General features: G+C 32.2%; 25 protein-coding genes. 10 read left to right on the top strand and 15 right to left on the bottom strand.

The features are described from left to right. Positions 1-232: 232 nt before the first annotated feature. On the top strand, positions 233-856 hold the full coding sequence (gene yyaC / locus CDO51_RS08270; protein WP_240503530.1) for a spore protease YyaC: 624 nt from the start codon (positions 233-235) through the stop codon (positions 854-856). A 9-nt stretch (positions 857-865) separates the two neighbouring features. Here yyaC and CDO51_RS08265 read toward each other — a convergent pair whose 3' ends face one another. From CDO51_RS08265 to CDO51_RS08255, 3 genes are all read right to left on the bottom strand, one after another. Beyond that, positions 866-1,255: a bactofilin family protein gene (locus tag CDO51_RS08265; protein ID WP_089023812.1), complete on the bottom strand. Its 390-nt coding sequence runs from the start codon at positions 1,253-1,255 to the stop codon at positions 866-868. A 28-nt stretch (positions 1,256-1,283) separates the two neighbouring features. Continuing rightward, the gene (locus CDO51_RS08260; protein ID WP_089023811.1) at positions 1,284-2,225 is read right to left on the bottom strand and encodes a M23 family metallopeptidase; all 942 of its coding nucleotides are present in this window, start codon (positions 2,223-2,225) and stop codon (positions 1,284-1,286) included. Between the two features lie 133 nt (positions 2,226-2,358). Beyond that, complete coding sequence (locus CDO51_RS08255) at positions 2,359-2,841, bottom strand: alanine racemase (protein ID WP_158212393.1); 483 nt, start codon at positions 2,839-2,841, stop codon at positions 2,359-2,361. Positions 2,842-3,428: 587 nt separating this feature from the next. On the opposite strand from CDO51_RS08255, the gene CDO51_RS15025 reads away from it, so the two are divergent. Then, positions 3,429-3,563 (top strand): hypothetical protein, encoded by a 135-nt coding sequence (locus CDO51_RS15025; RefSeq protein ID WP_276207012.1) that lies wholly within the window; start codon positions 3,429-3,431, stop codon positions 3,561-3,563. A gap of 387 nt (positions 3,564-3,950) precedes the next feature. Here the strand turns inward: CDO51_RS15025 and CDO51_RS08250 are convergent, their stop codons facing one another. From CDO51_RS08250 to rpmH, 12 genes are all read right to left on the bottom strand, one after another. Beyond that, the gene (locus CDO51_RS08250) at positions 3,951-4,652 is read right to left on the bottom strand and encodes a DUF554 domain-containing protein (RefSeq protein ID WP_169710438.1); all 702 of its coding nucleotides are present in this window, start codon (positions 4,650-4,652) and stop codon (positions 3,951-3,953) included. Between the two features lie 169 nt (positions 4,653-4,821). Next, complete coding sequence (locus CDO51_RS08245; RefSeq protein WP_089023808.1) at positions 4,822-5,670, bottom strand: ParB/RepB/Spo0J family partition protein; 849 nt, start codon at positions 5,668-5,670, stop codon at positions 4,822-4,824. After that, a complete protein-coding gene (locus tag CDO51_RS08240) occupies positions 5,663-6,424 on the bottom strand; it encodes a ParA family protein (protein WP_089023807.1) in 762 nt (253 codons plus the stop codon). Before CDO51_RS08240 ends, CDO51_RS08245 begins: the two co-directional genes overlap by 8 nt. Positions 6,425-6,530: 106 nt before the next feature. Beyond that, positions 6,531-7,397 carry a nucleoid occlusion protein gene (gene noc / locus CDO51_RS08235; RefSeq protein ID WP_089023806.1) on the bottom strand — a complete coding sequence of 289 codons (867 nt, stop codon included), beginning with the start codon at positions 7,395-7,397 and terminating at the stop codon, positions 6,531-6,533. A 63-nt stretch (positions 7,398-7,460) separates the two neighbouring features. Continuing rightward, complete coding sequence (gene rsmG / locus CDO51_RS08230) at positions 7,461-8,177, bottom strand: 16S rRNA (guanine(527)-N(7))-methyltransferase RsmG (protein ID WP_089023805.1); 717 nt, start codon at positions 8,175-8,177, stop codon at positions 7,461-7,463. Beyond that, a complete protein-coding gene (gene mnmG, locus CDO51_RS08225; RefSeq protein WP_089023804.1) occupies positions 8,167-10,080 on the bottom strand; it encodes a tRNA uridine-5-carboxymethylaminomethyl(34) synthesis enzyme MnmG in 1,914 nt (637 codons plus the stop codon). Before mnmG ends, rsmG begins: the two co-directional genes overlap by 11 nt. A 13-nt stretch (positions 10,081-10,093) precedes the next feature. Further along, a complete protein-coding gene (mnmE, locus tag CDO51_RS08220; protein ID WP_089023803.1) occupies positions 10,094-11,473 on the bottom strand; it encodes a tRNA uridine-5-carboxymethylaminomethyl(34) synthesis GTPase MnmE in 1,380 nt (459 codons plus the stop codon). Between the two features lie 92 nt (positions 11,474-11,565). Beyond that, positions 11,566-12,192 (bottom strand): RNA-binding cell elongation regulator Jag/EloR, encoded by a 627-nt coding sequence (jag, locus tag CDO51_RS08215; protein ID WP_089023802.1) that lies wholly within the window; start codon positions 12,190-12,192, stop codon positions 11,566-11,568. After that, the gene (locus CDO51_RS08210) at positions 12,189-12,830 is read right to left on the bottom strand and encodes a YidC/Oxa1 family membrane protein insertase (RefSeq protein WP_089023801.1); all 642 of its coding nucleotides are present in this window, start codon (positions 12,828-12,830) and stop codon (positions 12,189-12,191) included. Before CDO51_RS08210 ends, jag begins: the two co-directional genes overlap by 4 nt. 103 nt (positions 12,831-12,933) lie before the next feature. Then, positions 12,934-13,143: a membrane protein insertion efficiency factor YidD gene (gene yidD, locus CDO51_RS08205; RefSeq protein WP_089023840.1), complete on the bottom strand. Its 210-nt coding sequence runs from the start codon at positions 13,141-13,143 to the stop codon at positions 12,934-12,936. Between the two features lie 30 nt (positions 13,144-13,173). Then, complete coding sequence (gene rnpA / locus CDO51_RS08200; RefSeq protein ID WP_089023800.1) at positions 13,174-13,521, bottom strand: ribonuclease P protein component; 348 nt, start codon at positions 13,519-13,521, stop codon at positions 13,174-13,176. 155 nt (positions 13,522-13,676) lie between these two features. Beyond that, on the bottom strand, positions 13,677-13,811 hold the full coding sequence (rpmH, locus tag CDO51_RS08195) for a 50S ribosomal protein L34 (RefSeq protein ID WP_089023799.1): 135 nt from the start codon (positions 13,809-13,811) through the stop codon (positions 13,677-13,679). A 349-nt stretch (positions 13,812-14,160) separates the two neighbouring features. Here rpmH and dnaA point away from each other — a divergent pair, with 349 nt between their 5' ends. The 8 genes from dnaA (at position 14,161) to gyrA (ending at position 23,955) form a co-directional block, all read left to right on the top strand. Further along, on the top strand, positions 14,161-15,516 hold the full coding sequence (gene dnaA, locus CDO51_RS08190) for a chromosomal replication initiator protein DnaA (RefSeq protein ID WP_089023798.1): 1,356 nt from the start codon (positions 14,161-14,163) through the stop codon (positions 15,514-15,516). 260 nt (positions 15,517-15,776) lie between these two features. Further along, a complete protein-coding gene (gene dnaN, locus CDO51_RS08185; RefSeq protein ID WP_089023797.1) occupies positions 15,777-16,898 on the top strand; it encodes a DNA polymerase III subunit beta in 1,122 nt (373 codons plus the stop codon). A gap of 25 nt (positions 16,899-16,923) precedes the next feature. Then, positions 16,924-17,145, top strand: a complete 222-nt coding sequence (locus CDO51_RS08180; RefSeq protein ID WP_089023796.1) for an RNA-binding S4 domain-containing protein — start codon at positions 16,924-16,926, stop codon at positions 17,143-17,145. Between the two features lie 31 nt (positions 17,146-17,176). After that, a complete protein-coding gene (gene recF / locus CDO51_RS08175; protein WP_089023795.1) occupies positions 17,177-18,310 on the top strand; it encodes a DNA replication/repair protein RecF in 1,134 nt (377 codons plus the stop codon). Then, positions 18,297-19,190: a DciA family protein gene (locus CDO51_RS08170; protein WP_158212392.1), complete on the top strand. Its 894-nt coding sequence runs from the start codon at positions 18,297-18,299 to the stop codon at positions 19,188-19,190. Before recF ends, CDO51_RS08170 begins: the two co-directional genes overlap by 14 nt. 16 nt (positions 19,191-19,206) lie before the next feature. Further along, positions 19,207-19,503, top strand: coding sequence for an extracellular matrix regulator RemB (remB, locus tag CDO51_RS08165; RefSeq protein WP_089023793.1), 297 nt, complete (start codon positions 19,207-19,209; stop codon positions 19,501-19,503). Positions 19,504-19,571: 68 nt separating this feature from the next. Continuing rightward, a complete protein-coding gene (gene gyrB / locus CDO51_RS08160; RefSeq protein ID WP_089023792.1) occupies positions 19,572-21,491 on the top strand; it encodes a DNA topoisomerase (ATP-hydrolyzing) subunit B in 1,920 nt (639 codons plus the stop codon). A gap of 40 nt (positions 21,492-21,531) precedes the next feature. Then, on the top strand, positions 21,532-23,955 hold the full coding sequence (gene gyrA, locus CDO51_RS08155) for a DNA gyrase subunit A (protein ID WP_089023791.1): 2,424 nt from the start codon (positions 21,532-21,534) through the stop codon (positions 23,953-23,955). Positions 23,956-24,769 lie beyond the last annotated feature (814 nt).

Raw genomic sequence — 24,769 nt, 5'->3', positions numbered from 1 at the left:
TTCAGGGGGGGGATTTTCAACCATCATTCCTAACGTTTCTTTAGCCTTAATAAATTCTTTATCTTCTAGTAATTGGTTAACTTGTTTGTAATCTTCTTTTAACTCTTCTATAGTAACCCCCCTTGATTACTCATTAAACTTAAATACTAATATTCTTATTATTCTCTGTTTATTATTTATTTCCTGCGTATAACTAGATATAAACCGGGAATAATAGTAGCAAATAAACACTGTGTTAAAAGAATTGAAAGGAGCATTAACAGTGTTAAATAAACTTATACACCAAAAAATAGAATTTAAGGTGCCTGGTCAAAAACCTAATAGTTGTTTCAAAATAAAAGAAGCACTTGATAAAATCCTAATTAGAGATAGGCCATATCCCGACCAAATTATTGTGGCTTGTATTGGAACAGACAGGTCTACTGGCGATTCGCTAGGGCCTTTAACTGGTACTCATCTTTTAAGTTTACTTCCTCGGGAAGTAAAAGTTAAAGGAACCTTAGAGTTTCCTGTACATGCTACTAATTTAAAAGGTACTGTTGATGAGATAAAAAGAAATTTTACAAATCCATATATAATTGCTATCGATGCCTGTTTAGGGAAAATAGAGAGTGTTGGTAAAGTTACAGTTAAAGAAGGACCTGTCAAACCAGGTTCTGGCGTCAATAAAGAGCTTGAGCCAGTTGGTGATTGTCATATCACTGGTATTGTTAATGTTGGGGGATTTTTCGAATATATGGTCTTACAAAACACTCGTCTATATAATGTGATCACTCTCTCTAAGTCAATCAGTAGAGGAATCAATCTTTCATTGAAGGATTATTTAAAAAAGGCACAGTATAACACTGTGCCTTAATACTAGTTTCTAAGGTGATTCGTTCTTTTTTACCTTTTCGTTTTCTTTACTTTGTTTCATTTCACAATTACCCTCAAAGGTTGCACCATCATCGATAAATAGATTAGTCACTTTTATGTTACCATATAATTTCCCACTAGATAATATCTCTAAGCTTTCTGTACATTCTACATCACCATGTATTTCTCCAGCAACAGTTACATTTTTACTCTTTATATTTGCATAAACTTTTCCTTGTTCACCAATAACAAGACTATCTCCAATTGCTATTTCTCCTTCTACAGATCCATCTATTCTAACCATACCTTCAGAAGAAATATTACCTTTAAATTCAGTTGCATTTCCTATGATAGTTTCAACCTTATCTAACTGCTGAGCTTTTTCTTTTTTGTTAAACATGTTCCTTCCTCCTTAAAAACTGGTCCTATTAATTAATATAGTCACTTGGGTTTACAGGGGAACCATTAACATGAACCTCATAATGTAGGTGTGGACCAGTACTATTTCCCGTTCTTCCTACATATCCAATTACATCTTCTTTTTCCACGTATTCCCCATTATCTACATTAAAACTCGACAGGTGCGCATAGTAAGTTTGATATCCATAACCATGGTCAATGATTAACAAATTACCATATCCCCCTCTATACCCTTTATAAACAACTTGACCATTCGCTCCTGCTCTAATAGGTGTCCCTTGCCCTGCAGCTATATCTATCCCATCATGAAATTCTCTTCGACCAGTTATAGGGTTATTTCGGCGCCCATAAGAAGAGGTTATACTTCCATGAACAGGTATTATGGAAGGTGTATGCTTTCTTTCTTCTTCTTCTTTGATGGCAGCCTCTTTTAAGTCTTCTAACCCCATTTCTTTTTCTGGTAATTCACTAGCTAGTCTCCTAATACTAAATTCTGTTCTTTCAGCAGTATTAGATGCAGTAAAACTCATATCGCCCCTACCGTTGGTTGTAAGTTGCTTTAGAGCTTCATCTCCTTTTTCTACTAGTAATTCCCCTTCTTCAGATTCACCATTTTCTTCTATATCTAAAAGTTCACGAACCTTTTCTTCTGTTTCTGCTACTCTTTCCATTTTTTCTTCAAGTGTTTTTGTTTGCTCTGCAAAATTAGCTATTTTTTCTTTTTGTTCTCGGTTAGTTTCTCTTAAGTCTTCTAATTCTGAAGCTTCTTGAGCTAAACTCAAATAACTACCAACAAAACTAACTGTAACTATTACAAAAAGTACTACTAAAACTGCTAGCCCTTGAAAAAGGTAAACTGGCAATTTTACTGAGAAACTAGGTTTTTCAGAATGTGGAATTAACATAATCGTATAGCTAGTATTTTTTTTATTCTTACTTTCTTTTTTCATTCTCCCACCACCTCAGGTCTTCTCCCGGTCTAAACTATTATTTCGAGAAAATTTCAAAACACCTTTGCATGAATTCTAGATTTGTTGATAATCTCCTTCTTTTTTACTAAATCAACTTGTTTTTCCTCTAGCATCAACCGGGAATCTTTCTGTTGTATTGCTGATAGAATACATAATTTCCTGGTCTTATTTCATTAATATGTGGATACTTAGCTGAATACCAAACTGTTGGTGTACTACCAACACTTACTTTGAAATCTTCATATGAGGTTTTATTTCGAATAAGAACTACAGTCTCAGACATCAGCTTCCCTTCTTGACAACCGAACTCCTTGACTTTTTCTGCCCCAAACCCGTAAACATGTCCAGCAGGAGTGAATATACCTGCAAACTTCAGATTATGAAATGCATTTAATTTTTTAATTAAATTTAACGTTTTTTCACCAGATGACACTCCGCCTCTTTTTAACCCTGTATCTACTTCTATTAGATATTTCACTTCCTTTTTTAAACTTTCAGCTATTTGTTGTAATTTGTATCCTCCCACATAGCTATCAACAGCAATTGTTATATTGGCATTTTCATAGTAATCAATTATGTTCTTGAGATACTTCAAATTATTCGGTCCAAGTATTTGATATGCTATAAATACATCTTTTATCCATTTTTTAATAAGATTTCTACTTCTCCTAGTGAAGATACAGTAAATCCCGAAACTCCATGATTACCCTGAAGCTTTGCCTTTAAAAAGATTTGTGTGCTTTGAAGTGCGGTCTTAAAAGAACATCATATTTTTCGCATAAACACTCATCTCTTTGATATTTTCTATTAATTTTTCTTCATCAACCACAAGGTATGGTTTTGTTACCATGATTCACACCTCCAAAGCTAGGGGGTATTAGCTCCCTGCAAAACTCAAAAAGTCTGCCATAAGAGGGTTTTGCAAAGCGTTTCAACAGGAGTCCCTCCCTTTATATCGAAATACTCATTAGGAATATTTCTTGGGAGGTGATCCTTTGAAAAATCAAATTTCTTTCTTTAATTACTTTGTTGAGTTTCAAAGGTCAGATTTTTTTCTATACTCAAGAAACTTTCTAATTACATAAAAACCGTCATGGTATTGAAAAATACAATAACCTTACAGCTGATGCCGGCTTTAATAGTACAGAAAAATATTGCTTCTTGATAGAAGAATGTTCTCTAATGCTAGTAATTAGTGAAAATCGCAAAAACTCTAAAAAATTAGGCAAAGATCTCAATGAAAATGGTGTTCCTGTTTGCCCTAAAAATATTAACTTACTTTCAAAAATGATGGTTATTGTAATTCCCGAAAAATAATAAAATGGGTTTGCTTTTGAGTAGAAGCAAAGTACTAAACGTTTCAGTAAATGTTGCATTCCATGTACTGATTTAAAGTATGACGTGTAATTTACACTTATCCTAAAGACAACTAACGCGAACATACCACTATTTCTAAGGGTTCTAAACTATAGAAAAGGTACAAGAAAAGATTAATGTATGATTTTAATAGTGATCTTGTGAATTTGCTTTAACCGCTATTTCTCAAAATAATGTTGCTTTAATTGCTTGTAAGTCTGCATTTAACGAAAAAATCAATTCGTTGGATTGCCAATTAAGGAGTGATTCATCTTTTACCTTAAACTTTAAAATTCAAAAGGAATTTAATCTTTTTTAGCTAATTCGTTTTGCAAGCACCTATAGGGTTTATATAAATAAATTTGCTAATACTGCTGCTATCAAAATACCAGGGAGTAAATTTGCCACATTTATTTTTGTGACTTCTATGATATTTAAACCAATTGCGAGTATTAGTATCCCACCTACAGAGGACAGTTCAGCTACAATTCCATCTTCTAAGTAATGTGAAATCCTCCCTGAAAAAACTGCTATAACCCCCTGATAAAACAAAACTGGTACAGAAGAAAAGAGCACACCGATCCCTAAGCTTGATGTAAAAGCTATAGCAGTTGTCCCATCTAAGACTGATTTTGCAAATAAAATTTCGTGATTTTGATTTAATCCACTCTCTAACGATCCAACTATAGCTAATGCTCCCACACAGTATACGAGAGTTGCAAAAATAAATCCTTCGATAAATTGATCTTCATCATTTCCTATCCGTTTCTTTATACTTTCTCCAATTGAATTCAATCTCTGCTCTACATTTCCTAGTTCTCCTAGAATTCCACCAATAACAACACTAAATATTAAGATTAATACATTTTCAGTTTCAAATGCCATAGACATTCCTAAGTATGTAACAACTAACCCAATTCCTTGCAATACCGTTTTCTTTAATTCGTCAGATATACCCTTTCGAAAAATAAGACCTATAATACCGCCCGCTACTATAGCTCCTGTGTTTACTAAGGTGCCAGTTAGGACATCCCCTAAATGAGTGATCATTAAGATGCTTCCTCCCTTTGATTCATCTGTTACATAAGTCTTTTAAAAGTTTAATATGAACTGTTTTGTAATTTATCTACTAGTGAGTTTTACCTACTAATTTTGATTTTTTCATATGTAACATTAAATTGGATAAATATATGTTGATTAATTGTTTCACGTGAAACAATTAATCTGAGAGAATAGATATAAACTTTTCTAAATCGTCATTACCTAAAAACTCAATTTCTATTTTTCCTTTCTTTTTACCTTTGTTAATAGTAACCTTAGTACCCAACTTATTTGACAACCTATCTTCTATATCCGAAATAAAAGGATCTTTCTTTGTATTATTACTTTTTTTATTATTACTAGTGTATTGTTTAACTAAGTTTTCAGTAGCTCGAACACTCAGCTCTTGTTGTAATATCTTCTTGGCTACCTTTTTTTGATCTTCAGCCTTTAAAGAAATAAGGCATCTCGCATGGCCTTCACTCAGCTCTCCTTCTTTTACTTTCTCACGTACAAATTTATCTAACTGTAATAGTCGTAACAAATTAGCTAGAGAGGATCTACCTATCCCTAGTTCTTGTGATAATTGATTTTGAGTTAAACCATGTTCATCTACCAACTTCTTTAATGCCTCACCTTTATCTATTGGGTTTAAGTCTTCTCTTTGAATATTTTCTAATAAGGCTATTTGCATCATTTGAGTATCAGTAAAATCTTTTTTAATTACCGGAACTTCGGTTAAACCAGCCTTGATTGAAGCTCTATATCGTCTTTCTCCAGCAACAATCCGATATTTATCTCTTTCAGGTGTTACTATTATTGGTTGAATGATTCCATATGTTTTAATAGATTGAGCAAGTTCATCAAGTCGTTCTTCAGAAAATTCTTTTCTTGGCTGATGAGGGTTCGGCTCAATAGATTCTATTGATATAGTTTCCTCGTCTTTGCTATTATTTGGTTGTTCGTTCTCGTTCTTTATCTCTGGTATCAACGCATCTAATCCTTTACCTAATCTTTTCTTATTCACGACTTAAAACCTCCTTTGCTAACGCTAAATAAACTTGTGCTCCCTTTGATCTATGGTCATAAGTAATAATAGGCTTTCCATGACTGGGGGCTTCACTTAACCTAACATTTCGTGGAACTATGGTGTCGTAAACTTTATCACCAAAGTAATTTTTAACTTCTTGCCCAACTTGTGAACTCAGGTTTGTCCTAGAATCATACATAGTTAATAATACTCCTTCTATTACTAAGGAAGTATTCAGATGGTTCTGAACTAATTGAACAGTATTTAATAATTGCCCTAAACCTTCAAGAGCATAATATTCACTTTGAATCGGTATTATAACTGAATGCGCAGCAGTTAACGCATTTATAGTTAATAACCCTAAAGAAGGCGGACAATCAATTAATATATAGTCAAATTCAGTCTCGAGTTCTCTTATCAATGATCTGAGTTTAACCTCCCTACTAACAGTTGGCACTAATTCTATTTCTGCACCTGCGAGATTTATAGTAGCAGGCGCAACTTTCAAGTTTTCAATTTCTGTATCAACAATTATATCATCTAATGGTAATTCATTAATCAATGTATCATACATACAAGTTTCCATATTTGTCTTATCTAAACCAACTCCACTAGTAGAGTTACCTTGAGGATCAATATCCAAAAGTAAAACTTTTTTATCCCAATTTGCAAGGCTAGCACTTAGGTTCACAGCAGTAGTCGTTTTTCCTACTCCGCCTTTTTGATTAGTTATAGCAATAATCCGATGCATAATCCTTCCCCTTTCGTAAATATTTGCTATGTTATATTATAACTAATAAAATAATAAAAAAACAGGCACTTTATTCATATGCCTGTTTAATGCTAAAGATTTATTACTACTTATTGGTTGAATTTTTGGGTAGAGTAATTTTTATTTCTATACGATCTTCATAATCGTCTTCGACTACATCTGGTTCTAATCCGGAGTCTTTAATTACTGATACGGCTTGTCTAATTGTATTCAAAAAAATTCTCAAATCTCGTATTACCGGACGCTTTTTTTTGCCCTTTGTCTTTTTATCTTTATTTTCTTCCTCTTCCGTTTGTAGTAGTACTTTTGCCCGTTCTTCTGTTTGTTTTACATTTAACTTTTCATTTTCAACTTGTCCCAATAGTTCTAGTTGTAAGTCTTCACTAGGAAGCTTCAAAAGGGTTCTTGCATGCCGCTCAGTAATATCTAATTGATTAACTTTACTTTTAACTTGATCACTAAGTTTTAATAACCGTAGTTTATTAGCTATTGTAGATTGACTTCTACCTAAACGTTGAGCTAGAACTTCTTGGGTTAATCCAAATTCATCAATTAATTTTTGATAACCTTCTGCCTCTTCTACAAAGTTAAGGTTTTCTCGTTGTATATTCTCTATCATAGCTAAAGCTGCCATTGAAGTATCATTTAAATTTCTCACAATTGCAGAAACAGTTTCACGTTGTAATTGTGTAAGTGCTCTATATCTACGCTCTCCAGCAACAATTTGATATTTATCAGAGTCTGGGACTTTTCTTACTACTATTGGTTGTAGCAAACCATAAGTTTTTATTGACTGAATTAGTTCTTGAAGTTTATCTTCATCAAATTCTTTTCTTGGTTGATAAGGGTTTGCTTCAATTTTCTCTAAAGGAATTTCTTGAATATTCTCCACTCTCTGGTCATCTTTATCTTCATTAGAGATGAGTCCAAGGAGCTTAGACCATTCTTTCATGCAAAGCCACCACCTTTCCTCAGGTCCCAAATAAACTCTTCTATAAAGGGTACTAAATTCCTGCTAAAGCGGTCTTTTTTCGGGTATGCCAGGCCTCCGTGGATATTTGTCTGGAGTTTTACAAACTTTCTTAATCACAACTAATAAATGTTCATCATCTTTATTTGGAAGCTTATAACTATAACACTGTCCAAATTGACCACCAAGAATATCTAATGCATTCTGAGCTTCTTCTTTTTCTTTTTTAAATTGTTTTTTTGTTTTCCAAGCTACAAGACAGCCACCTTCATTTAAAAGTGGTAAACCAAGTTCAGCTATGATATTTAAAGATGCAACTGCTCGTGTAAAAACATATGTATATGTACCACGATATTCAGAATTACGACCCATATTTTCTGCTCTGTCATGTAGTAATTCAACACCTTCTAATTTTAAATTATGAACTAATTTTTTTAAAAAGTTCACTTTTTTATTTTGTGAATCTAAAGCGGTTAGATCTATTTCTTTGTTAACGAGTTTAATAGGAATCCCAGGAAAACCTGCACCTGCACCAATGTCAAAAACTTTGTCATGTTTGTTTAAAGTAAAAAATTTAAAAGGCATTATCGAATCTAGAAAGTGTTCTATATATATTTCTTCACACTTTGTAATACGAGTTAAATTCATTTTTTTATTCCATTCTAATAAAGTTTCTGTATAGATAGCAAATTTTTCTTCTATATCTAAAGGTAAATTAACTCCCCAGCCTTTAAGTAAATTAATAACATAATTACTGTTCATTAGTTTCACCCATTCTTTTTTTCTTTCTTTTCTTTCTATTAAATTGCTCTAGATAAACTAATAAAACTGAAATATCAGAAGGATTAATACCAGAAATTCTACTTGCTTGGCCCACTGAACGTGGTCTGAACCTTGCTAATTTTTCCTGCGCCTCTAATGAAAGTCCAGATATATCATTATAATCAATACTATCTGGTATGATTTTTTCTTCTAGTTTTTCAAACCTTTTAACTTGCTCTATTTGTTTAGATATATAACCATCATATTTAATCTGAATTTCAACTTGCCCAGTTATATCTTCACAAAAATCTGTAGATTGTGTATCAAATCTTTTCAAATCTTTATACTGAAGCTCGGGGCGTTTTAAAAGATCATATAAAGAAGTTGGCTTCTTTAAAGAAGCACTATTAAATTCTTCAAGGAAGTCATTTACAGTGCTATTAGGGGTTAAAATAATCCCCTGTAAACGTTCTTTTTCTTTTTCAATTGACTTTTCTTTGTCTTTAAAATATTCATAACGCTCTTCTGTAACTAAACCCACACTATACCCTAGTTCAGTTAGACGGAGGTCTGCATTGTCTTGACGTAATAATAGTCGATACTCTGCTCTTGAAGTTAACATTCTATAAGGTTCTTCTGTGCCTTTAGTTACTAGATCATCTATCAATACACCAATATATCCTTGGCTTCTTTTAATGATCATTGGTTCTTTTCCTTTACTTTGTAAAACTGCATTAATACCTGCCACAATACCTTGACCCGCTGCTTCTTCATAACCACTTGTTCCATTAATTTGACCTGCAAAGAATAAACCAGAAAAATCCTTTAACTCTAAAGTTTGTTTCAGTTGAGTTGGATCTATGCAATCATATTCAATAGCATACCCGGGCCTTAAGATTTCAACATTTTCAAGACCTGGAATGGATCTTAGCATTTTAACTTGAGCATCTATAGGTAAGCTAGTCGACATACCTTGGACATAATACTCTTCAGTATGTAATCCTTCAGGTTCTAAAAAGAGTTGGTGTTTATTTTTATCAGGAAATCTAACTATTTTATCCTCAATAGAAGGACAATATCTAGGGCCTGTTCCCTCAATAAGACCTGAGTAAAGAGGGGATCTTTGTAAATTATCCTTAATTATTTTATGAGTTGTTTCATTAGTATAAGATAAAAAACAAGACATCTGCTGTAACCGCTGTGGAGCATGATAATAGGAAAATTGCCAAGGATACTCATCCCCAATTTGCTCATACATTTTATCAAAGTCGAGACTCCTACCTAAAACTCTGGCCGGTGTACCTGTTTTAAAGCGCATAAGCTTAACACCATATTTTTCAAGATCATCCGAAAGTGTTTTAGCAACTATTTGACCATTTGGACCACCGTAATGATCAACTTCACCAACTATTATCCTCCCTTTAAGATATGTACCAGAAGTTATTACTACCTGACGTGTATCATATCTTGCGCCATTTTGAGTTATAACACCTCTTATCTCATTTTCTTCTATTACTAAATTTTCAACCATATCTTGTTTTAACCAGAGGTTCTCCTGTTTTTCTAAGATATATTTCATTCTATCCTGATATTTTCTTTTATCTGCTTGTGCACGCAAAGCATGAACAGCCGGACCTTTTCCTGTGTTTAACATCCTAAACTGGATAGCAGTATTATCAATGTTTCTAGCCATTTCCCCACCCAAAGCATCCACTTCTCTTACAATATGACTTTTAGCTGGACCGCCAATAGCAGGGTTACAAGGCATAAGAGCAATTTGATCAAGGTTCAGTGTTACAAGTAAAGTTTTAACGCCCATTCTAGCACCCGCTAACGCTGCTTCACAACCGGCATGTCCTGCACCTATAACTATTAAGTCAAAAGAACCGGCATAAAAACTCAAAGTAATCCCCTCCTTATTTACCGATACAAAAGTTATTAAATACTTCGTCAATAACGTCTTCCCCAGCAGATTCTCCTGTAATTTCTCCTAGTATTTCAAGACCTTCTTTGATGTCTACACTAACTAAATCTTCACTAATATAAGCTTCTAGTCCATTCTCAGCAGATGCGAGGACATTATCCGTTTTCTTCAAAGAATTATAATGACGTTCATTTGTTATTACAATTTCATCAGTTTCCATAACTTCCCCACCAAAAACCAATTCTGAAATATACTTCTCTAATTGATCAATACCTTCTTTTTTTAATGCAGATACCTTTACTTTTCGTATATCAGGTGCTAATTCATTCACCGTGCCTTCATGAAATTCTTTTTCTAAATCAGCTTTATTTAATACAATAAGTGAAGGTTTATCTCTTGCCATATTTAAAATCTTTTTATCTTCATCTTTTAACTCCTGTGAAGAATCCAATACTACTAGAACAATATCGGCTTCTTCCATTGAATCTCTTGTTCTTTTCACACCAATTTGTTCAACTTTATCAGTTGACTCTCTGATACCTGCTGTATCAATTATTCGTAATGGAATTCCATCTAAATTAATAACTTCTTCTAATGTATCTCTAGTCGTTCCAGGAATTTCTGTAACTATTGCCCTTTCTTCACCTAAAAGGATATTAAGTAAAGAAGATTTACCAACATTAGGTCTTCCAACTATAACAGTTTTTACACCTTCTCTAATAATTTTCCCTTTATTGAAACTTTCAATTAGCTCATAAAGACTTTTTCTTATATAAGAAACCCGTTCTTTTAAGGAAGACATATCCTCTACATCAATCTCTTCATCAGGAAAGTCGATTTTAGCTTCAAGGTTTGATAAAACAGTTATAAGTTCAGTACGAAGGTGTGAAATTTCTTCTTTTAACTTACCTGATATTTGCTTCATGGCAACATCTTTTAAGTTTTGAGTTTTAGTACTTATAAGATCCATAACTGCTTCAGCTTGCGTTAAATCAAGTCGACCATTTAAAAAAGCTCGTTTTGTAAACTCTCCTGGTTCCGAGGGTCGTATTCCTAAAGAAAAGATAAGCTGTAAAATTTCCCTTACAGGAATCATCCCTCCATGGCAGTGTATCTCTACTATATCCTCACAAGTGTATGTATAAGGACCTTTCATAAAAGTAATTAATACTTCATCGAGAGTTTTATTATTTCGACGGTCAAAAATATAACCATGATAAAGTTTTCTATTTTTAAAATTTGTAATTTCACGAGAACTAAAAAATAATTTCTTCCCAATCTCAAAGCTTTTCGGACCACTAATTCTAATTATTCCAATACCACCCTCACCTGGTGGAGTCGAAAGAGCAGCAACAGTATCTTCACTAGACATTTCAATCACCTCAGAAATTTAATAATCTACTATTTTATTGTAATCAATATAAAAAATAAAATACTAAAGTAAAACCGCCTATTAAAGGCGGTTTATTCATTCAGAGAAATAACTACTTTTCTATTAGGTTCAGAACCATCACTATAAGTAGTTACTGCGTTATTGTCTTGCAATGTAGTATGAATGATCTTTCGTTCATAACGATTCATTGGTTCGAGAACAACTTTTTGTTTTGTTCTTTTTACTTTTTCTGCAAGATTATTCGCTAATCTTTGTAAAGTTTCTCTTCTTTTTTCACGATAGTTTTCAGCATCAAGAATAACGTAGTAACTAGAACCCTGTAATTTTTGATTTAAGTGTAAATTTACTAAAAATTGAAGAGAATCTAAAGTTTGTCCACGTTTACCTATTGCCGCCCCTAGCTTTTTCCCTTTAATCTCAAGATATATTTCACGTTCATTAGTATCTTTTGCTTCAACTGTTGCAGGTATTCTCATACGGTCTAATAATCCTTCAAGGAAATCAGAGGATAACGTTATTGGATCATACTTTTGAGATACTGTAACTAAAGCCGGTTTTACTCCAATCAACCCAAGTAAACCATTAGAAGGCTCTTCTAAGACTTCAACTTCAGCTAACTTTCGTTCAATCCCAAGTTCTGTAAGACCTTTCTCAATAGCTTCTTCTACTGTCTTTCCAGTGGATTCCACCTGGCTCATTGCTGTTCAGCTCCCCCTTCTTTTTGAGCCTTGGGTCTTTTCTTTGTAGCTAAATGAGCTAATAAAGAAAAGATATTACCTACTACAAAATATAGAGGAAGTCCTGCGGGAAGATTTATACTTATAAAAATAAGCATGAACGGCATAATCGCCATCATTGAAGAATTACTTTGGCTACGCATAGTTAGTTTTTGTTGTAAAAAGGTTGTAGCACCAGCCAATATTGGTAGTAACCAGATAGGGTCAGGTTGGCTTAAATCAACCCATAAAAAACTAGTATCTACATCTCCTAGAAATTCTTCGTATCTATGAAGTAGTCTAAACATTGCTAAAAGAACTGGCATTTGAACTAAAAGAGGTAGACAACCTGCTGCTGGATTAACTTTGTGTTCTTTCCATAATTCCATAGTCTTTTTATTTAACGTCTCTTTATCATCTTTATACTTTTCTTGTAACTTTTTTAATTCAGGCTGTAATTCTTGCATTTTTTCAGTCGACTTCATTTGTTTTGCCATTAATGGAAAAGTTAATCCTCTGATAAAAACAGTCAAGATTATAATTGCTATTCCATAGCTTCCAGTTAAGTCGAGAAAAAATCCTAAAATATTGGCTAGTACACCTATAATTGGATCTAACATCAGACTTCCTCCTTAAGATAAAATAAAATCTACATAATTCATAAGTTTATCGCCCAAGTATACCCTTAACTTTTAAAAACTATTCAGTAAATTGTATTTATAGTTAATCAACTGGATTATAGCCACCAGGATGAAAAGGGTGACATTTCAATATTCTACAAATCGATTTATAACTACCTTTAAATACACCGTATTTTTCTAACGATTGTAATGCGAATTCTGAACAGGTAGGACTAAAACGACAAGTTCCTGGGAGCAGTGGTGAAATAATTTTTTGATAAAACAGAATTAATAAAGTAAAAATAGTTTTCATCATTACACCTACATCCTAGATGAATTGGAATTATATCACATTTTTATGTAATAATTTTGACTTTTTAACTAATGTCAAAAATTCCTTTTCACAAATGTGATAGTCTAAGTCTGAAGCACGAAAACGACCTAATAAAATTAAGTCATAACCTTGTTTTAAATAACTATTATTTAATCTATATACTTCTTTTAATAAACGTTTAACCCGATTACGAGTCACACTATTCCCAACTTTTTTACCTACAGAAAATCCAATTCTATTTACATTTAAAGAGTTCGAAACCACAAATAGAACAATATGTCTTGTGGCATAAGAATCTCCGTCCCTAAAAACTCTTCGAAATTGATAATTCTTTTTTAATGTAATTAACTGGGACATATAAAAAAACTCCTTCGTAATTAGTTCCAGTTTTATAATTATAATTTAATATGACCTTCTTCAATTATATCAATAATAATTAAAAATATACATAGATCATATTATTAGTATTAATAAATTATAAAAAAGGTAGAAAAGGCCACAGTTGCGGCCTTTTAAGCGGTTAGTGATTTTCTACCTTTTCTCCTTCGATTACGAAGGATATTACGTCCCGCTTTTGTCTTCATTCTTTTTCTAAAGCCATGTTCCTTCTTTCTTTGTCTCTTTTTAGGCTGAAAAGTACGCTTCAAGAATAACACCTCCTCTTGTTAGATAACAAAGGAAAGGCCGGATACTAAAACAATTATAGCTTATTTGAAAAAACCGGTCAAGAAATAACAATAACAACTATTGTGGAAAGGTCGTTCATATCTGTGGATAATAAGGGGATAAATATTGAAGTTTTACACATGTTCTGATATCATACATATGATAATTTAAGTTATCCCCAAGTTTTTATCCACAATCTGTGGATTTCTTGTGGATATGTTGTAGATTTCTTGTAGATTTCTTTGTTAATTTTTGTTGAAAATTTAACATTAACATATTTTAGCGTCGCTAAATAATTGTGGATATTTTTACCCAAAAGGGGGGGTTATTATGTCAAATGAAATGACAGAACTATGGTCTAGTACTCTCGAAAAATTAGAGCAACAATTAAGTAAACCAAGCTTCGAAACTTGGTTTCAATCTACCGAACCAGTTGATCTAAATGAAAAACAACTTTTTGTTAGTGTCCCTAATGAGTTCACAAAAGATTGGCTCAACTCTCGATATAAAACTTCAATTGAAAATTCACTTAAAGAAGTATCTGGAAAAGCACTAAAAATCAGGTTTTTATTACCTGGGGAAAAGATAAAGGTTTCTGAACAGAACACTAAAGAAGAAGAATCTGAAAAAAACTCTCAAGATACTAAAAAGAATAACGATAACTCCACATGGCTGAATCCAAAATATACTTTTGATACTTTTGTTATAGGAAATGCGAATAGATTCGCTCATGCTGCATCTCTAGCTGTAGCTGAAGCACCAGCTAAAGCATATAACCCACTATTTATTTATGGAGGCGTTGGACTAGGTAAAACGCACTTAATGCATGCTATTGGTCATTATGTTTTAGGACATCAACCAGACTACCGAGTGGTCTATATTTCTTCAGAAAAGTTCACAAACGAATTTATAAATGCTATTAGAGATAATAAAACCGTCAATTTTAGAAATAAATACAGAAATGTGGATATTCTTTTAGTAGATGATATACAGTTTTTAGCTGGTAAAGAACAAACACAAGAAGAGTTTTTCCACACTTTTAATACACTCCACGAAAATGATAAGCAGATTATTATCTCAAGTGATCGCCCCCCTAAGGAAATTCCAACTTTAGAAGATAGGTTACGATCTAGGTTTGAATGGGGATTGATTACAGATATACAGCCACCTGATTTAGAAACAAGGATAGCTATATTAAGAAAAAAAGCATATTTAGAGAAATTAGACATCCCAAATGACGTAATTGTTTATATTGCTAATCAAGTTGATACAAACATCAGAGAATTAGAAGGTGGTTTAATTAGGGTAATTGCATATTCTTCTATGGCTAATAAAAAAATTACAAAAGAGACCGCTGAGGAAGCTTTAAAAGATATCTTACCAAACAAACAACCTAAAAAAATTACCGTTGAACATATTCAAAAAACAGTAGCTCAGTATTTTGGATTGAAAGTTGATGATTTAAAAGCTAAAAAAAGGACAAGATCTGTAGCATTTCCTAGACAAATAGCTATGTATTTAGCTAGAGAGCTAACTGATAGTTCCCTTCCTAAAATAGGTGATGAATTTGGAGGAAGAGATCACACTACAGTTATGCATGCTCATGACAAAATAGTAGATGATCTTAAAAAAGAAAATCACTTAAATGATACTATCGATGAAATAAAAGATTTATTACAACAATAAAGTGGATAAGTGTCGAATTTTCTGTGGATAACACAAGGAACTTCTTGTGTATACATCTTTGGATAAGTTGATCATTACTTTCTCTATCTTAATATGTGGATAATTGTGTTTTTTTGTAAACATACTTGTCCACATATTTAAAATATGTAGGTTTTAATGTTTTTAGGGTTTTCCACTTATCCACAAGCCCTATTACTAATATGACTATTTTATATATATATTAACTATATAAGAATAATATGCTTAAAGGAGTGAAATAAATGAAATTAAAAATTCATAAAGATAGATTAATGGAAGCTTTACAAACTACTCAAAAAGGAATGGCTAGTAAAAATACAATACCTCATCTTAATGGGTTTTACTTAGAAACGACCGAAGAAGAAACATTATCTATCATAACTTATGATTTAGAGATGGGAATAAAGTACTACCTTCCAACCGAAATAATAGAACAGGGATCCGTAGTTGTACCTAGTAAATTTTTTGATATAATTAGGAAGTTACCTGAAGATCAAGTTACAATTTCTTTAAACAAAGAAAATTTTTTAGTTTCAGTTGAAAGTGGGCAAGCTTTTTTTGAAATTAAAGGATTAGATCCTCAAGAATATCCCAAACTTCCAAAAATTAAAGAAAACAATTATTTTTCACTTCCAGAAATAGCTTTAAGAAAAATGATTTATCAAACTAGTTTTGCTGTTAGTAAAGAAGAGACCAAACCGGCTTTTACTGGAGTGTTATTTAAGTTTTCTTCAAATGAAAATAGTGATAAAATTGATATGATAGCAACAGATAGTTATAGATTAGCATGGCGTAATGGTAAAATAGTTAATGATGATGGAATAGAGGGTGAATATATAGTTCCTGAAAAGGCCTTGTCACAGTTACAAAAAGTAGTTGGGGAAGAAGATACACTTGTTAAATTATACTTATCAAACGGATACTTTTATTGTGAAACAGAAAATGTTAGGTTATTTAGTAAGTTAATTGATGAACAGTTTCCTAATCTAGATCAAGTAATCCCACAAAATTATCAAACTAAAGTCGTGGTAGACACAAAAATATTACAAAACTCAATGGAAAGAGCCTCACTTTTAGCTAGTGAAGGATCTAATAATATAGTTAAGCTAAATATTACAGAAGATAATTTAGAAATAACATCAAATTCACCTCATACTGGAAAGCTAAAAGAAGACCTTTCTATATATAAAGAAGGAGACAACTTAAGTATTGCTCTTAACTCAAAATTTGTGATTGAAGTTCTAAAAGTTTTAGAAGAAGATCAAGTAGAATTAGAATTTACAGGTTCTTATAGTCCAATGATAATTAGGCCAAAAGATAATAGTCAGTACTTCCATCTAATTTTACCAGTTAGAGCATTTTAAATAATCAATAACTAGGAGTGAGTTTATGGATTCAAAAAATGTTAGTATTGAAACAGAGTATATTACTTTGGGTCAGTTATTGAAATATACAAATTTAGTATCAACTGGTGGTGAAGTTAAACACCTTATAGAAAGTAATAGGATTTTAATTAACGGAAATGAGACCAATAAAAGGGGCAAAAAAATTTATCCCGGAGATGAAATTATTATTAATAACAATTTAAGTGTGAAGGTTGATAAAAACTAAAACGTAATGGGTTTGTTAGAGGAGTGATCTTTTGCAGTTAAAAGAACTCTATGTAAAAAATTTTCGTAACTATCCGGGGCAAAGTTTAAATTTTAATAAACCTATAATTTTGTTCTTTGGTGAAAATGCACAAGGTAAGACTAATTTATTAGAAGCAATTTATTATTTAGCTACTGGTAAATCTCATCGAGCTCATAGAGAAAAAGAACTTATCCGCTGGGAAACCAGCGGTTTTTACCTAAAAGGAGAATTAAAAAAGGAAAATTCAGAATACACATTAGAAATTCTTCAAAGAAAAGGTCATGGAAAAGAACTTAAAATAAACGGACTTCCACAAAGTAATTTAAGAAACTTCTTAAAAAGTTTGAATGTGGTTATATTTAGTCCTGAAGATCTCATGTTAATAAAAGGTACCCCTGATAATAGAAGACGCTTTCTAGATCAAGAGATTAATCAGGTTGATTATAACTATGATTTTTATTTAAAAAATTACAATAAAGCATTAAAACAGAGAAATAAGCTCTTAAAGACCTGTCAAAATAAATCAATGTTAAAATATTATTTACCTCCATGGGATGAACAAATTGCTAAATATGGTGTTAAAATCACATTAAGAAGAAAAAAAATAATTCATCAAATAAAGCTACTTTCACGCCTTATCTATAGAAAAATTACCAACCAAAGAGAAGATTTAGAATTAAAATATATCCCTTCTTTAGAATCAATCTTAAATGATAATTTAAAGGAAGATGAGTTTATAGACTACTTTTTACAAGGTTTAAGCAATAATTTAGATAATGATTTATTAAAAAAATCAACTTCAATTGGTCCTCATCGTGATGATATTGAATTCTATATAAATGGTAATAATGCAAGAAACTACGGTTCCCAAGGACAACAGCGCTCAACTGTCTTAGCCTTAAAGATGGCTGAATTAGAAATGATTAAAGGAGAAAAAGGTGAGTACCCGATACTTTTATTAGATGACGTATTAAGTGAGTTGGATAGAGCTAGAAGAAAACATTTACTAAACTTAACAGAAGCACGTGTACAAACTTTTGTAACAGGAACTAGTAGAGATGACTTTAAAGGTGATATGTTAAAAAAAGCTCAAATTTACAAAATCTATGAAGGTGAGGCGGTGAATGAGGATGCAGGGGATTAAAGGTGAGCTAACTGAATTCCTTGCCAAAACTGGATTCTTAAAAAAGTATTACGACCAAATTGCAATGAACCATTGGCATCATATTGTAGGTGAAGAGATAAACAAACACTGTCGTCCCTCTAAAATTCAAGGTAAACAGATGATTGTGATATGCTCACATCCAATGTGGACACAAGAATTGTCTATGCGAAAGAGAAAGTTAATTAAAGATCTGAACAAGAAAACAGGAAAAAAAATCATTAATGATATTAAATTTGTAACAGGACAACTACCAGAAAATAATACAACGTCTAGTAAAAGACGAAAAGAGAACAAAAAGTATTGTTTAAATAAAGATGATAAAAAATGGGTCTGTAAGGTTATTAATGATGTTACTGACCATGAACTTCAAGAAAAATTACAAAAAATCATACAAGAAGATATACAATTAAAGAAAGATAAAAAAGATCAAGGTTATCAAGAATGTAAAAAGTGCGGTATTATGACTAAAGAGCTCAAACTAAATGCCATATGTCTACAATGTGAAAAGGAAAAACATCAAGATAAGTTGAATAGTATAATTAGAGTTTTAAAAGAGTCACCTTGGTTTCAATATGAAGAAGTTAATGAAGTTCTTCATATTGAAATCACACGTACAGAATTTAATGCTGGGAAAAATACAGTTTATAATCAGATCAAAGATCAACTAAAACAAGCTAAAAAGGCTTGTAAATATTGCTATAATGACCAAAATTATGCCTGGTTAAAAGATTTACTGAATCAATATGTTTTGCTAGTAACTGAAAGCAGTCCAAAAGAGATTGGTGATAGTACTTGGCGTAAAATTGTTGGTTCTCTCGGTAAGGATTATTTAAGAATAATTGACAATAATCGGAAATAGAGGGAGTGAATAATAAATGTTTGTTCATATAGGTGAAAATTCAGTCTTACCTATTAAGGATATTGTAGGTATTTTTGATGTTGAAATTCTTGAAGATAAAGCGACAAGAGATTTTTTGAAAATATCAGAAGAAGAGGGATTTGTAATAAAAAATGATAATGACACTGAAAGAAGCTTTATTTTAACAGGACAAAATATTTACTTTTCACCTATTGCTTCGACTACACTTAAGAAAAGGATTGACAAGCTATATTCTCAACAGCAAAAGTATGCTGATGTTTTTATTGATGGTGCTATAATTGATAATCATTAGTGAATCACATACAGTATCAGAATTAAGAGTATGTGGTATAATAGGCGTATGAATGGAGGTTTTTTTATATGGAAGAAAAAGATGTTAAAGAAATTAATTATGATGAAAGTCAAATACAAGTATTAGAGGGATTAGAAGCTGTAAGAAAACGACCTGGGATGTATATTGGATCTACTGATGACAGAGGCCTTCATCATCTAGTTTATGAAGTTGTTGATAATAGTATCGATGAAGCTATGGCAGGTTATTGTGACCATATTGAAGTTGGTTTAGGTTCAGATGGTAGTGTATGGGTCACTGATAATGGACGAGGTATACCTGTTAAAGAGCATCCTAAAATAAAAAAGCCTACCCTAGAAGTTATTATGACTTATCTTCATGCTGGGGGAAAATTTTCAAATGAAAGTTATAAAGTTTCTGGAGGACTTCATGGTGTAGGTATATCTGTTGTGAATGCACTTTCTGATTGGATTCAAGTAAAAGTTTATCGTGATGGTAAAATCTTTTTACAAGAATATAAAAAAGGAAAACCAGTTAGTGGTATAAAAGAGATAGGTGAGACAGATAAAAATGGCACCGAGATACGTTTTATGCCGGATGAAGAAATATTTGAAACTGTTAAATTTGATTTTGAAACTTTAAAAAAGAGAATACAACAATTAGCTTTTTTAAATAAAGGAATATCTATATCTATAACTGATAAAAGAACTGAAGATGGTGAGTACCATAATTTTAAATATGAGGGTGGTATAAAATCATTTGTTGAATATTTAAATGATAACAAGACAACCATTTTTAACCCTCCTATTTATTTTGAAGCTGAGCAAGAAGGGTGTATAGTAGAAGTAGCTGCTCAATACAATGATGGGTATCAGGAAATGATTCACTCATATGCGAATAATATCCACACTCAAGAGGGTGGCACCCATGAATCTGGGTTTAAAATTGCTTTAACAAGAACCATAAATGAATATGCAAGAAAGCATAATTTATTGAAAAATGCTGATAAGAACTTAACAGGTGAAGATATTCGTGAAGGGTTAGTATCTATTATTAGCGTTAAAGTACAAGACCCTCAATTTGAAGGACAAACCAAAACTAAGCTAGGTAATAGTGAAGTAAGACGTATTGTTGAATCTTTAGTTTCTAAACACCTAGGAATTTTCTTAGAAGAAAATCCAGCAGTGTCAAAAAAGATTGTAAATAAGAGTATCAGTGCATCTCGTGCTAGAGAAGCTGCTAGAAAGGCAAGAGAGCTAACTAGAAGGAAAAGTGCTCTTGAGGTAACTGCGCTTCCCGGAAAGTTAGCTGATTGTACAACTAAAGATGCATCTAAATCAGAAATTTATCTAGTTGAGGGAGACTCAGCTGGTGGCTCTGCTAAACAAGGCAGAAATCGTGAATTTCAAGCCATTTTACCACTACGAGGTAAAATAATAAACGTTGAAAAGGCTCGCTTTGATAAAATATTAGCAAATGAAGAAATTAAGACAATGATAACTGCAATGGGAACAGGAATTGGTGAAGAATTTGATATTTCTAAAGCTCGATACCATAGAATTATCATAATGACAGATGCAGATGTTGATGGAGCTCATATTAGAACTTTACTATTAACATTTTTCTATAGGTATATGCGTCCACTTATAGAACATGGATATATATATATAGCTCAGCCACCTTTATATTTAGTAAAAAAGAAAAATCAAAAACACTACGCCTTTGATGATAAAGAACTTGAAAAGATTTTTGAAGAAGTAGGTAGAGATAATATTAATCTGCAAAGATATAAAGGTCTGGGTGAAATGAACCCTACCCAATTATGGGAAACTACGATGAGCCCTGAAAGTAGGACAATACTCCAAGTTACGCTAGAAGATGCTATTGAAGCTGATAAAATCTTTACCGTCCTAATGGGTGAAAAAGTTGCACCACGAAGAGAATTTATTCAAGCAAACGCCAGAGATGTGCGTAACCTAGATGTTTAATCTTATTTTAATCAAGTCTTGAAAAAGGAAGTGAAGTTATATGAGTGACTTAAACACAGGTAAAATAATTCCTATAGATATACAAAAAGAGATGGAAAACTCATTTCTTGATTATGCCATGAGTGTTATCGTTAGCAGAGCGCTTCCAGATGTACGAGATGGACTTAAACCAGTTCACCGTCGAATACTATATGCTATGCACGACCTTGGGATTACTTCAGATAAATCTTACAAAAAATCCGCAAGAGTTGTCGGGGAAGTACTAGGTAAGTACCATCCACATGGAGATGTCGCGCTATATGATGCCATGGTCAGAATGGCTCAAGATTTTTCAACAAGATATACTTTAGTTGATGGGCACGGTAATTTTGGGTCAATTGATGGAGATAATGCTGCTGCTATGCGTTACACAGAAGTTCGTATGGCAAAGATTAGTACTGAACTATTAAGAGATATCGATAAAAATACTATAGACTATCAATTAAACTTTGATGAAACATTAGAAGAACCTAAAGTGTTACCATCAAGATTTCCTAATTTGTTGGTTAACGGTTCTGCTGGTATAGCTGTGGGAATGGCCACTAATATACCACCTCATAATTTGGGTGAAGTTATTGAAGGTGTGACTGCTTTAATAGAAAACCCAGAAGTAAGTGATGAAGAATTAATGCAATATATTAAAGGACCAGACTTTCCTACTGGAGGATTAATATTAGGAAAAAGTGGTATTAAAGATGCTTATACCACTGGTAGGGGTAAGCTAAAAATTAGAGCTAAGACAGAAATTGAATCTTTAAAAGGAAATAAACACAGAATACTAGTAACAGAACTACCATACCAAGTAAACAAAGCTAAACTAATTGAATCAATTGCAGGTCTTGTTAGAGATAAAAAAGTTGAAGGAATTAGTGATTTGCGAGATGAATCTGATAGAGATGGTTTACGTGTAGTTATAGAACTTAAAAGAGATGTTAATCCAAAAGTTCTTTTAAACCAATTATATAAATATACATCCCTAGAACAATCATTCGGGGTAATATTGTTAGCATTAGTAAAAGGTGAACCTAAAGTTTTAACACTAAGACAAATACTAAATCACTATTTAGAGTTTCAAAAAGAAGTGATCACTAGACGAACAAAATATTTATTAGATAAAGCTGAAGCACGCGCTCATATAATCGAGGGATTACGCATAGCATTAAATAATTTAGATGCAGTGATTAAGCTGATTAGAGAATCACAAACAGTAAAAAAAGCAAAAGAAGGTCTAATGAATAACTTTTCCCTATCAGAAAAACAAGCGCAAGCAATACTTGACATGCGATTACAAAAATTAACTGCGCTAGAGCGAGACAAGATAGAAGAGGAATATAAGGAATTAATGGATAAAATAGATTATTATAAACGTGTTCTATCTGACGAAAACTTAGTATTAGAAATTATTAAAAAAGAAATCACAGAAGTCAAGGAAAAATATGCAGACAATAGACAGACTCTGATCACTCAAAAGGCTGGAGAAATAGATGAAGAAGATTTAATTCCAAATGAAGATGTAATCATCACTTTGACCCATCAAGGGTATATAAAAAGAGTGCCGTTGTCTACCTATAGAAATCAGAAACGCGGTGGAAGAGGTATTAGTGGTATGACTACTAAAGATGATGATTTTGTAGAACACCTATTTGCAACTACTACTCATAATTATATTTTATTTTTCACTAATAAAGGTAAAGTATATCGCTTAAAAGTTTATGAAATTCCTGAAGCATCTCGACAGGCGAAAGGAACTGCTATAGTCAATCTATTAACAAAAGATCCAGATGAACACATTTCAGCTGTGATCCCAATTGAAGAATTTACACATGATGATTATTTATTTTTTGTAACTAAAAAGGGAATTGTAAAAAAAGTGATTCTAGATGAACTTAAGGCCTATAGAAAAGATGGTTTAATTGCTGTTACTCTAAAAGAAAATGATGAGTTAATAGATGTCCATTTAACTAATGGAAAACAAGAAGTGTTTTTAGGTACTAAAAAAGGATATGCAATCAAGTTTTCTGAGGAAGAAGTTAGAAGTATGGGTAGAGTATCACGAGGAGTGAAAGGTATATCTGTAGGTGAGGATGACGAAGTAGTTGGGATGGATATCCCTCAAGAAAACAAAGATTTACTTGTAATTTCAGAAAATGGATTTGGTAAAAGAACTCCAATTACAGAGTACAGGAGTCAATCCAGAGGCGGAAAAGGTATTTATACGTTCAAAATAACAGAAAAAACAGGAGAGCTAGCAGGGTATAGAATGGTGTCTGAAAAAGATGAAATAATTTTAGTAACTGCAACAGGTGTAATCAATAGACAGGCTGTTAAAGGGATTTCACAAATGAGTAGAAGAACTCAAGGGGTAAGAACAATAAGATTGAAAGAAGAAGACAGAGTTGTATCTTTAGCTATCCCTAAAAATTAGTTATATAAAAAACACGTCAACTTATATTTATTGGAGAGGTTTATGGGATGGACTATGTAATTGAGGATGAGGATTATAGTCTAAAGTTTTTTTAGATACATTCAATAAAAGGATTCAAGTTTCAACTACGAAGAAACGAATATTACTAAAATAGTTAACAGATCAAACTATCTAGCATTAAGATAACTTTGGGAAGGTTTACTTAAAAGCTAAACCTTGATGACTGGAAAAAAATATATAGAAAAAGGGATAATCAAATATTATTACCGTGGCAATAATGCTTATAGTATTGCAGATTTATTCAATCAAGAATGAGAAAAAGTGTTAATCTGAAGGGATATGATTAATTTATTTTCACTAGTTGAATATGGTATTTTATCACCACGGATAATCTTATAGTGAAGATTAGTCAAACTGCGATATTTGGTAACTTTTGAAGATATGAATATTTGGGTTAAAATCCTCGATTGATAACAGGGTAGAATTTCTATCCTGTTTTTTTCTTGACTAAAATAAAAGTCTGTGATAAAATAATTTATGTCGCTTTGAGAGAGCGATATTGAAAGGGCAAGAAAAAGTAAGTAAGAGTGAGCAAGACAAAGGTATTCAAAATAAATCAAAAATTACTACTTGACTCACAAATAAAACTATGATACTATAATATAGCTGCTAGAGAGAGCAGTCAAATTGTTCTTTGAAAACTGAACAGGATGCAAGCGTTAAGTTTTGAATAAATAAGCCAGATCGGCTTTTCTAATTAAATTTAATTAGGAGGGTTTGATCCTGGCTCAGGACGAACGCTGGCGGCGTGCTT

The sequence above is a fragment of the Natranaerobius trueperi genome (assembly GCF_002216005.1).
Lineage (GTDB): Bacteria > Bacillota > Natranaerobiia > Natranaerobiales > Natranaerobiaceae > Natranaerobius_A > Natranaerobius_A trueperi.
The sequence above is the reverse complement of the archived record's forward strand: the minus strand, read 5'-3'. Positions and strand labels throughout refer to the sequence as shown.

Excerpts from the sequence above, each read along its gene's own strand:
- CDO51_RS08265 (WP_089023812.1), bottom strand. The coding sequence starts at position 1,255 with ATGTTTAACAAAAAAGAAAAAGCTCAGCAGTTAGATAAGGTTGAAACT.
- CDO51_RS08260 (WP_089023811.1), bottom strand. The coding sequence starts at position 2,225 with ATGAAAAAAGAAAGTAAGAATAAAAAAAATACTAGCTATACGATTATG.
- CDO51_RS15025 (WP_276207012.1), top strand. The coding sequence starts at position 3,429 with ATGCTAGTAATTAGTGAAAATCGCAAAAACTCTAAAAAATTAGGCAAA.
- CDO51_RS08250 (WP_169710438.1), bottom strand. The coding sequence starts at position 4,652 with ATGATCACTCATTTAGGGGATGTCCTAACTGGCACCTTAGTAAACACA.
- CDO51_RS08240 (WP_089023807.1), bottom strand. The coding sequence starts at position 6,424 with ATGCATCGGATTATTGCTATAACTAATCAAAAAGGCGGAGTAGGAAAA.
- noc (WP_089023806.1), bottom strand. The coding sequence starts at position 7,397 with ATGAAAGAATGGTCTAAGCTCCTTGGACTCATCTCTAATGAAGATAAA.
- rsmG (WP_089023805.1), bottom strand. The coding sequence starts at position 8,177 with ATGAACAGTAATTATGTTATTAATTTACTTAAAGGCTGGGGAGTTAAT.
- mnmE (WP_089023803.1), bottom strand. The coding sequence starts at position 11,473 with ATGTCTAGTGAAGATACTGTTGCTGCTCTTTCGACTCCACCAGGTGAG.
- jag (WP_089023802.1), bottom strand. The coding sequence starts at position 12,192 with ATGAGCCAGGTGGAATCCACTGGAAAGACAGTAGAAGAAGCTATTGAG.
- CDO51_RS08210 (WP_089023801.1), bottom strand. The coding sequence starts at position 12,830 with ATGTTAGATCCAATTATAGGTGTACTAGCCAATATTTTAGGATTTTTT.
- yidD (WP_089023840.1), bottom strand. The coding sequence starts at position 13,143 with ATGAAAACTATTTTTACTTTATTAATTCTGTTTTATCAAAAAATTATT.
- rnpA (WP_089023800.1), bottom strand. The coding sequence starts at position 13,521 with ATGTCCCAGTTAATTACATTAAAAAAGAATTATCAATTTCGAAGAGTT.
- dnaA (WP_089023798.1), top strand. The coding sequence starts at position 14,161 with ATGTCAAATGAAATGACAGAACTATGGTCTAGTACTCTCGAAAAATTA.
- dnaN (WP_089023797.1), top strand. The coding sequence starts at position 15,777 with ATGAAATTAAAAATTCATAAAGATAGATTAATGGAAGCTTTACAAACT.
- CDO51_RS08180 (WP_089023796.1), top strand. The coding sequence starts at position 16,924 with ATGGATTCAAAAAATGTTAGTATTGAAACAGAGTATATTACTTTGGGT.
- CDO51_RS08170 (WP_158212392.1), top strand. The coding sequence starts at position 18,297 with ATGCAGGGGATTAAAGGTGAGCTAACTGAATTCCTTGCCAAAACTGGA.
- remB (WP_089023793.1), top strand. The coding sequence starts at position 19,207 with ATGTTTGTTCATATAGGTGAAAATTCAGTCTTACCTATTAAGGATATT.
- gyrB (WP_089023792.1), top strand. The coding sequence starts at position 19,572 with ATGGAAGAAAAAGATGTTAAAGAAATTAATTATGATGAAAGTCAAATA.
- gyrA (WP_089023791.1), top strand. The coding sequence starts at position 21,532 with ATGAGTGACTTAAACACAGGTAAAATAATTCCTATAGATATACAAAAA.